The sequence below is a fragment of the Candidatus Poribacteria bacterium genome, assembly GCA_026702755.1.
GTDB lineage: Bacteria > Poribacteria > WGA-4E > WGA-4E > WGA-3G > WGA-3G.
Genome location: JAPPBX010000060.1, coordinates 1 through 9,589 on the forward strand (window position 1 = coordinate 1; position 9,589 = coordinate 9,589).

Sequence of the window (9,589 nt, forward strand, 5' to 3'; positions counted from 1 at the left end):
CTGTACATGGACTATGAAGATGCGTGTGTTGTTGCTGGGGTCGTTGCCTACTCGTCAACAACAAAGGATCGCCAAGGCCGCGAAGGTGAGTGGGTGACGATTAAACTCTGGGGTCGCGGTCCCGCAAACGGCAACAATGCTGTTATCCAATATCAGAAACGGCAGTTTGATGCGGGTGAGGGACTTGTGGGTGTTGTTCCGGATTTCCAAGACCCAGCGGGTGAAATGGAGCTCTACATGCGGCTCCGGCGTGAAAAGGATACGTTTACGGCGTGGTGGAAACGGAAAGCCAATGATGCTTGGATTGATATCGGAGAAACTGAACAGGAGCTTGATGAACCGCTTGAAGTCGGTATCTACGTCGGTATTTGCGATGGCAAAGGCGAACAGATCGCGCAGTTTGAGTATTTTGAGGACCTGCTCGTACCGTTTGATGTTTCGCCTCGTGCGAAGCTGCCGATTGCTTGGGGTGATCTGAAACGACGGCATAGCATGTCGGATAGTCGTTAGCTGTTGCTACAGTATTTTTAAAAACAAATTTCATATCTATTATTTGTTTGTTGTAACTCTGAAAGAAGGTTTATGGCTACATTTTATAAAGGTGCGGGGGTTGGTACACATTGGCATAGCCGTGATTCTCGCCGAGTCGGTTTTACCGCACGTTCACCTGAAACAGGTCCGACGACCGAAGCATTGATAGCTCATGTCGCAACAGGAACTATCAACAGTCCATATATTTCACTCACTCGCTCCTACGCAGTGGCATGGCACTATGCAGTATTTAGTAGTAAGAGAGAACCAACATCAGGCAATCCCGCCTACATATATGAAATAGAGATTGATGATTCGCTGCCTCATGGGCTTAATTTACTGGATCCGGCCAAAGAAGTTGTTCATGTTTTACCTCAACCTTTACGAGGGGTTGTTGACATGGAATATATGGCAGATCGTCTGAGTAAGCAAACATCTCAAGTCCCTAACCCGACGGGAGATTTCTCGTCCAATTTTGAGATGAAGTTAAGGACACTTATACATGCACAACGGGATGTGGAAGTGTTAATTTACGGTTATATACCTCCGTTTTGTGTAAAGCACCGTTTTGAAGTAGAATTTTCTCTATTAGATCTGCCTGTTTCATAGGAGAGACTATAATGAACATGTATGAGATTCGTAGCGTTGACCTGAAAGAGGTGCCAGGTAATGATTTCATTAAATTCCTTAAGATAGAGATGCCTGAAAGAAAGGGTCATGGGCCCGTTCGCTTCGCTAGGGTTCGGTACGCTTTAAACGGCGGTCACACTATGGAAGAGAACGGTTTGCCTATAGACTTGGGCAAAGGGATTTTTATCGCAACGCTTGAGGATGAAGAGCTCTGCGGAATTTCTCGAAACGAATTAGAGAAAGTTTTGCAGGAAGCCGCAGTCGAGATTGTTAAGATTGCTTGGAAAGAGTGGGATCCACCTAATATCCTTAAAAGCATATTAAAGGGTTATTCTTACCTGCAATATGATGAACACCTTTCTAAACCCCCAGATGTTTTGAAGTGCTGTGTTACTGATCCAAACAGTTCACGACATGCGGAAGATATTTTTGAGATAGCCCGTAGGTTAAATGTTACCACCGGTGAGGACTACAAGGTGTTCTATGGGGGTAACTCCAGTGAGGACGATAATTTCGATGAAGTCTGGACATGGTTCTCTTTAAGGAAACTTAATTTTCAAAAGGGCAGTTCTAACGAGAAATAACAGATTTCCGCCTTAAGATGAAATGCACCTATTTCACAATTCTTGTCTTTATCCTTGTGATCTGTCGTGATTTCGCTATTGCCGAAGTCAGTAAAACTGCCCAAAAGGTCCTCACCACAATAGAATGGATCTCTATTCCTGAAGGCACGTTCCTAATGGGTTCAACCCCGGAAGAAGCGGCAGCAGCTTACGAAGACGCGAAGTTACGGAGCTCTATGCTTGAACGGCACACCTTTGATGCGGAGTTGCCGCAACATCAGGTCTATTTGAGTGCCTACGAAATCTCGCGGTATGAAATCACAAACGCCCAATACCGCGCTTTCATTGAGGCAACGAACCGTCCGACACCGCGTGGACACAACGGCGAGGAGACTTGGTTAGATGAAACGCTCAATGGTGGCACACAGCCCGTTGTTGGTGTGACGTGGTTTGATGCGCAAGCGTTCGCGGAGTGGATTGGCGGAAGTCTTCCGACCGAAGCACAGTGGGAGCGCGCTGCACGGGGGACTGAGGCACGCAGGTACCCCTGGGGAAACACGCCACCCAAGGCACGTCAGCACGCCAACTTCGCGCGTCGCTACAACCGTCCGGTGGCGGTGGGACAGTTTCCTAAAGGTGAATCACCAGATGGCATCGCCGACCTTGCTGGGAATGTATGGGAGTGGTGTCTCGATGAGTACAGTCCAATAGCCTATCAGCGAGGTAGTGGCGATGTGTCCAAAAATCCGCTCAATCTTCGCTTTCGGGATGTGCTTCGGGCGAGAGTGATTCGTGGGGGTGCTTGGGATGTCGGTCGCGCGTTTCTCCGTTCAGGTTTGCGATTCAAATTCTATCCTTTGGATTCAACACATACAATCGGGTTTCGGGTCGTCCGGCCGCGCCCAAAAATAAAAGAATAACCTTCCTATCACCATGTTCCAACCCAAACACTACCCGTCCTGCTTGTTGACTCTTTTCCTTTTCATGCTTCCTATGCTCAGTAGTGCTGACCCCTATTTCCGCGATGTAACCGATGCGATGAAACTTGATTTCCGGCACGTCAACGGATTTTCTGCGGAACGCCGACTCGTTGAGACGATGGGCAGTGGTGGGGCACTCTTTGACTTTGACAACGACGACGATTTAGATCTCTACCTCGTTCAAGGCAATTCACTCTCTTCGTCGGTAGAATCTCTACCTAAGAATCGACTTTACCGAAACGATGCTGGTATTTTTGTTGACATTACAGCGTCTGCAAATGTTGGTGATACCGGCTATGGACTCGGTGCTGTCGCTGCGGATTACAATTCTGATGGGTATCAAGACCTATACGTGACAAACTTGGGAAAAAATGTGTTATACCGCAACAATGGAGATGGCACGTTTACGGATGTAACCGAGCAAGCACAGGTAGGTTGTCCACTGTTGAGTGCGAGTGCGGCGTTTGCTGACATTGACCGGGATGGCGATCTTGATCTCTATGTGTGCAACTACGTTGAATATGCGTTGGAAACCGATATCCCGTGCTATTACAAAAATAGTTTGCGTATCTATTGTGGTCCTAACGAATATCAAGGTATTGCCGATGTGTTGTATCGAAACAATGGAGATGGTACGTTCACGGATGTTACGAAATCGGCAGGGGTCTATGAACCGACGACGCGCGGACTTGGGGTTGTTTTTACGGATGTGAATAGCGATGGTTGGGTGGACATCTACGTTGCAAACGATATGTCTCCAAATACGCTTTTTATGAATCAAGGCGACGGGACCTTTCAAGAGGAGGGCGTGCTTCGCGGTGTTGCGTATAACGGGGATGGACTCGCAAACGGCTCGATGGGGGTAGACGCTGGTGATTATGATAACGACGGCGATATAGATCTTTGGGTGACGAATTTCGCGTTGGAGGCGAACTGCCTTATGCAGAACGATGGCGAGGGTTATTTTGAGGACGGAACGTTTGACATGAACCTCGCCGATCCGTCTTTTTATGCCCTCGGTTTCGGTACTCGCTTCATTGACTTTGATAACGATGGTTGGTTAGATATACTCGTTGGGAATGGGCATATCTGGGATAACGTGGAACAAATTGACGCGAAACAGCGTTACGCGCAGCCTGTGCAACTCTTTCGTAATCGAGGTTCACAAAACGGTGCTGGTTTTACTGAGATTACTACTGAGGCTGGATTGGATAAAACACCTTATGTCGTCCGTGGGATGCTCTTCGGGGATATAGATATGGATGGCGATGTGGATGTTGTTTTGTGCCAGTCAAACCGTCCAGCAGTTATTCTCAGCAATGCAGTTGGCAATGCGAACGCGTGGCTAATGGTGAAATTGGTAGGTACAGATGGCAACACAGACGCGATCGGTGCGCAAGTTCAGGTAGAGATGGACGGCATGACGCTGCTGCGCGAGGTTATCTGTGGAGCGAGTTATTTGTCAGGCAACGATCTCCGTCTCACCTTTGGGTTAGGAGGTGCAACGCGGATAGACAACGTCCAGATTCGCTGGCACAACGGAAGCGTTCAGCGGTTAGGTGAAGTGGCAATTCGCCAATCTATAACGCTCTTGCAGGATTGACACTTTTCGCTGTTAATACTACAATGGACGGTGAGGAGGATTAAGATATGGCTATTTTTTCAATATCCAAGGTGTGTAGCCCGTAACGTAGTGGAGGGCGAATATACGGAAAGGAACGTGAAATTTCTAATCCACCTGACCGAACCGCAAGGTAAAATTAAAAATATGAAAGTCATTGAAGAGAGAGAAGCGTGGGTTCACACGCACTTCATCCTTGATAGTTTTTACGTTACAGCGCAGGAACGTAGGCAGATTTCTATCAATGTCGAGCCGGCGTTAATGCAACTCGGACTCCAGTACGGACTGACGTATAACATCGCGCCATCAAAACATCGCGCTATTGTTGTGCTTGAGTGTATACCGTTTGACTCGGTTAAAGCGATTATCAAAAAATTGATTAATGATGTGATTGCGGACTTTCCGGTCAGGCTCCCCGAACAGCGGAATGTTGTCACGAATATCACCGTCACCGATCCAGAAACGGAGCGGGCGGATGTTAGTGTCCGAGCCCCGGTGCAGTAAGAACATGTGTTCCCACAGTGCCCTCAGTGATGTTGAAAACTGAGGGAAATTCGTCGCACCAACCGTCGTTCGCGCGTGGACAGAATTGGCGTGAGTTCCCTTCAATAGCCGTTACACCGGGAATGCGCGCAGCAAGTCCAGCGGAATGCAAGAAAGATGCACCCGGACACGTCAAGTCCTGAACGGCGAGGAACATACCGTATTCTGCAGCAGCGGCACCCATCAGCAACGCCTGAGATTGCCCCTTACATGCCTTGAGCGCAACACCGGAATATCCTTGTTCACGTGCCAATAGAAAAGTCTCAAAATCGGTCAGCGATTCGTCGATGACCACCGGTTTTATCTCGGCGGCTTTGTGCATTTTGTTTTCGGGATGCGCCTTTAGATTCCGATCCGTCGGTTGCTCGATGTAAGCGAGGCGTTGAAAAGCTGCACGCTCCGTTTCTTGAATCTGGTTGAGAAACGCCAACAGATATTCCACATCTTGACAGGTTTCGTTGAAATCAGCGGAGTAATGCCACGTGTGAATACCGCGTTTTGCCTGTGTTTCTGCGGTGACTTTATCAATTGCCAGGACGCGTGCTACGTCCCACGCTAAGTCGTCGCCGTTCAGTTTAATCTTCAGGTGTGTCAATCCGTCAGCGACAATCCATTCGGGAAGCGTTTCCGGTAGACCGTCGTTGAGGCGTTCGGCAATATCGGCATCGGTAAGCGGATCGAGTGCGCCGACGAGGTGATAAAGCGGCATGCTTGACTTGGGTTGGCGTGAGGTATACCGGTCGAGATATTTTCCAACGAATTGTTTATCCAAAAAGTGCGACAGATCTGCTGCAATAAAATCTTCACTTAAGCCGTTGTAACTATTAATGCCGTTTGCTTTCCCGAATCCGTCGTGGATTGCTGCATCAATCGGACTTGTTGTAACGACGGTGCAGAGTTTTGGTATCGTCGATGCAAGTTGCATGGTGTCGGACAACGCATCGGCGATTCGCAAAAATTCGGGTTCAAGCACTTCGGAGAGTTCAAGGGGATGTGCGCATAGCGTACAATCCTGTGTTACTTTGACCGCTAATTCGGCGAGTTTTTTCATCGCTGCGAGACTCTGGTCGAAAGGGGCATAACGCGGTGGGAATGCCCAGACATTACCGAGCGGCATTGAGCCGCTGCCTTCTGCTTCTTTTCCATCGCGCGTCTGAACTCGCATGCGGACGTTAAAGAGGACACAGTGATCTGTCGGCACGCCGCCGAACTTCAGGGGGGTACGGTATTGGTGTTCTTCAAAGTCGTAATGAACATCAAGGATGCGAATATCTGTCGGTTTTGGCATAATTTCCTCGTTGCAGTCTGTTTTCTTTTATCGTAATCGGTTTTCTAAGGCGCGTCAAGCAATTTCTTTTTTTAAATTATCTGAATCGCGGATGACACGGATTGCGCGGATGACGCGGATTTCGGGATTCTTGGTAATGTTAGCATTGGATTAAAAATAAAACGTTCGATTTCATCGGTTTTTTGGAAGCTTGCAGGTTTATGGAGGTTTTTTATGGTGCATAACACGAGAGTTCAACAGCTGACTTCACTTCTTGACAAGCACGAGGTGTATCGGAACACCTGTCTCAATCTGATCGCTTCGGAGAACACGCCTTCGCCGTTGGTAGAGGAGCTTTTCGACGAACGGTTGGCGCGGCGGTATGGGAATTATTCTGGCATTGACCTCTACCAACGCAATTACAAAGGCAACCGTTATATTGCTGAAATAGAGGCGTACACGCAGGAACTGGCGAAGGAATTGTTCGGTGCTGCGTATGTCGATTTTCGTCCACTCTCAGGGAACATTGCGGGGATTGGAACAACGTTTGCCTTAGCGAAACCGGGGGACACAGCATTAGAGGTACATAACGGGCACCACTATGCTGAAAAACTGCTCTCCTCACCACTCAAAGTGGAACTACGATCCATTCCGATTCCGTGGGACGGACAACGTTCAAACATTGATCTCGACGCAACGCTTGCACTAATTGCGGAATACAAGCCGAATATTGTTAACATCGGTTCGGGTGTATTTCTCTTTCCACAACCTGTACGGGAACTGAAGCAGGCGATGCGCGAAGCGAATCCAGATTCTTATCTCATCTACGATGCCTCGCACGTTATTGGGCTGATTGCGGGTAAACGGTTTCAGTCGCCGTTTGGTGAAGGGGCGGATGTGATCATCTCCAGTACGCATAAAACGCTTGCGGGCCCGCAGGGAGGCATGATTCTAACCAACGATGCGTCTATTGCTGAACGGGTTGCGAAGGGACTCTATCCGTTGCTGATGAGCAATCACCATCTGAATCGGCTGCCAGCATTAGCGGGAACGTTTATAGAGTGGATGGAGTGCGGTGAGGCACAAGCGGATGCGATTGTTGCCAACGCAAAAGCACTCGGAGGTGCGTTAGCGGAACGCGGTGTTCCGATACTGGGTGCGGATCTCGGTTTCACGGAGTCGCATACCTTAATTCTGATTGTAGATAAATATGGGGAAGGTGGTGCGCTCGCAAATCATTTGGAAGCGTGTCATATTATTGCGGGTGCGGCGGGATTGCCGCCGGAGGTCGGTACGTCTGGGTTGCGTATGGGTGTTCAGGAGGTTACGCGGTGGGGGATGACCCCGGCGGACGCACCGGACATTGCGGATTGTATTGTTGGTGCGCTTTCTGGTGGGAGTCCTGAAGCACTCAAGCCAGAGGTTGCGAAAGTTGCGCGTCGGTTTGGGACGATCCAATTTACTGTGGATTGAAGTAAAACCTAAGAAGCATATAAATGAAGTAGGATTTGATCCCACTTTACCGCTGGCGAGGTTTCCTAACCTCGTCAATAACATTACGCAATTAGTAGTTTTTATATTTCAATCTTTGTTCAATCTTGAGATCAGATATTCTTGTCCACGGTCGCCTTTAACTCTGTTACAATGACTACAGAGCAGTTGAAGGTTCTCAATGTGGTCAGTTCCACCAACATTTTCTGCAATAATATGGTCAACTTCAAGGTGTTGTTTCTCAAAATGGGTGCCACACCCATTACAATATCCACTTTGTTCCCCGTATAATTGCGTCTTGTTTTTAGGGTGATTATATCGCAGAATATCACCTAAATCTGTGCGTTTGGGAATATCTGTGCGTGCAATAATTTCCTGAAACAATCCTTGATCGTCTTTGATACGCTCAACGACTAATTCAGAGGCTTTTGCCGATATGTCAATACCTATCCAGTTACGTTGAATCCTATCCGCTGCGACGAGCGTTGTCGCACAACCGCAGAACGGATCAAAAACAACATCGTCTTTGTTAGACGAGGCTTTGATAATGCGGTCAAGGAGAGCAAGGGGCTTTTGGGTTGGATAGCCAACCCTTTCTTTGGCTCGTGAGTTTATAGGCGGTATATCAATCCAAACATCTTGAACAGGGACCCCCGGCATATCATCTAAAAATTGCTTTAATCTCGGTGTTCCATTGCGAGTGTAGTATAACTTACCAGATTTATGATATTCCTGCATAGTGGTAAACGGACACCGCCAAATTTTAATAATGCCGTTCCATTCGTACTGATACCCCCCGCCACTTAAAGAGCCAGCGGTTAGGTCTCTGTCCAAAAATCTTTTACCATTTTCATCCGTATGCTTATACCTCTTGAGATACTCGTCAGAATAGGGTTGATATTGCTCATTAAGGGTGGGGGTATCACCTTTTGAATAGTAGAGTATAATGTCATGAATACTCCCATAAATTGCAGAATCATTATGTGCTGCGGTTCGTTTCCAAACAACCTCATTCCGAAAGTTTCCCTTCCCAAACACCGCATCCATAACTAACTTGAGATAATGACTCATTGTCGTATCGCAATGTAGGTAGATACTGCCAGTATCTTTGAGAATACGCTTCATTTCCAGCAACCGAGCAGCCATGTAAATGAGATAAGATTTATCGCTGTTTGTCATAGCAGCATGGATAACTCGGTTCAGCGCAGGATGTTTCGTCTCAATGAGATCAAGCCAAGCGTTGTCTACGTCTGAAAGGGTCCACGTATCTTTGAATTCCGCACCAGCAGCTTTTGAACCTATAGGGGCTGCGTAGTTCGTCTTGCTATTAAATGGCGGGTCTAAATATATGAGATCAATGGATTCACTATTTATCCCACGCATGATAGGCAGATTATCACCGGTGAATATCGTCTTTGGTTTAATATTTGTGGTTTCCATACAAAAGAACCTCAAAAATGTTATGAGATTTGTGACCGATATAGGTTGTGTCTGCTTCAATGATACCTTGTAGCAACACACCACCTTTTTCGCTATTTTTGACCGTATTATTATATACCAAGTGGTCTTTTGATTCAAGTCGAAATCTCGTGCTAATGGGGTGTAAAGTTTTTGACCCTAAATCCTCAAGGATATAAATCACCAAAACATTTTACTTGACATCTGTTAGCAGAAATAGTATAATATATCAAATGTGGAAATCAACACGAACGTTTTCAGCAAACCCCATAAGTTGCTTACGAACTGCTAACTGCTGACCGCCAACTCAAAAATGTTACACTTTTCGCCAAATTATTTTTTTCACAACAGAAAATTAAACATCAACAAACCCTTACGGGCACTATGTTTTCTAACGTTACACGCTGCGTACCAAATGTTACACTGGTGTAACATTTTTAAGGCGGGTTGCTGAAAAACATACCGCTAGGTTAAAGTCATAGTCACGTCTGTTTTTACATAGGTG

9 protein-coding genes are annotated in these 9,589 nt (G+C 47.1%); 7 read left to right on the plus strand and 2 right to left on the minus strand.

Going from position 1 to position 9,589, the window contains the following annotated elements:
• The 6 genes from OXH39_10930 to OXH39_10955 form a co-directional block, all read left to right on the plus strand.
• The coding region (locus OXH39_10930) for a hypothetical protein (protein ID MCY3550961.1) at positions 1-510 on the plus strand (510 nt) is incomplete at its 5' end.
• Between the two features lie 72 nt (positions 511-582).
• Positions 583-1,140, plus strand: a complete 558-nt coding sequence (locus OXH39_10935) for a hypothetical protein (GenBank protein ID MCY3550962.1) — start codon at positions 583-585, stop codon at positions 1,138-1,140.
• A gap of 11 nt (positions 1,141-1,151) precedes the next feature.
• Positions 1,152-1,745, plus strand: a complete 594-nt coding sequence (locus OXH39_10940) for a hypothetical protein (protein MCY3550963.1) — start codon at positions 1,152-1,154, stop codon at positions 1,743-1,745.
• 17 nt (positions 1,746-1,762) lie between these two features.
• Entirely contained in the window at positions 1,763-2,644 is an 882-nt protein-coding gene (locus OXH39_10945; GenBank protein ID MCY3550964.1) for a formylglycine-generating enzyme family protein, read from the plus strand.
• 13 nt (positions 2,645-2,657) lie between these two features.
• Complete coding sequence (locus tag OXH39_10950; protein MCY3550965.1) at positions 2,658-4,307, plus strand: CRTAC1 family protein; 1,650 nt, start codon at positions 2,658-2,660, stop codon at positions 4,305-4,307.
• Positions 4,308-4,424: 117 nt separating this feature from the next.
• Positions 4,425-4,829: a hypothetical protein gene (locus tag OXH39_10955; GenBank protein ID MCY3550966.1), complete on the plus strand. Its 405-nt coding sequence runs from the start codon at positions 4,425-4,427 to the stop codon at positions 4,827-4,829.
• On the opposite strand, the gene OXH39_10960 is transcribed toward OXH39_10955, so the two are convergent.
• Entirely contained in the window at positions 4,804-6,156 is a 1,353-nt protein-coding gene (locus OXH39_10960; GenBank protein MCY3550967.1) for a mandelate racemase/muconate lactonizing enzyme family protein, read from the minus strand. The genes OXH39_10955 and OXH39_10960 overlap by 26 nt on opposite strands.
• A gap of 213 nt (positions 6,157-6,369) precedes the next feature.
• On the opposite strand from OXH39_10960, the gene OXH39_10965 reads away from it, so the two are divergent.
• Positions 6,370-7,608, plus strand: a complete 1,239-nt coding sequence (locus OXH39_10965) for a serine hydroxymethyltransferase (GenBank protein MCY3550968.1) — start codon at positions 6,370-6,372, stop codon at positions 7,606-7,608.
• Between the two features lie 108 nt (positions 7,609-7,716).
• Here OXH39_10965 and OXH39_10970 read toward each other — a convergent pair whose 3' ends face one another.
• A complete protein-coding gene (locus OXH39_10970) occupies positions 7,717-9,066 on the minus strand; it encodes a DNA methyltransferase (protein ID MCY3550969.1) in 1,350 nt (449 codons plus the stop codon).
• Between the last annotated feature and the right edge of the window lie 523 nt (positions 9,067-9,589).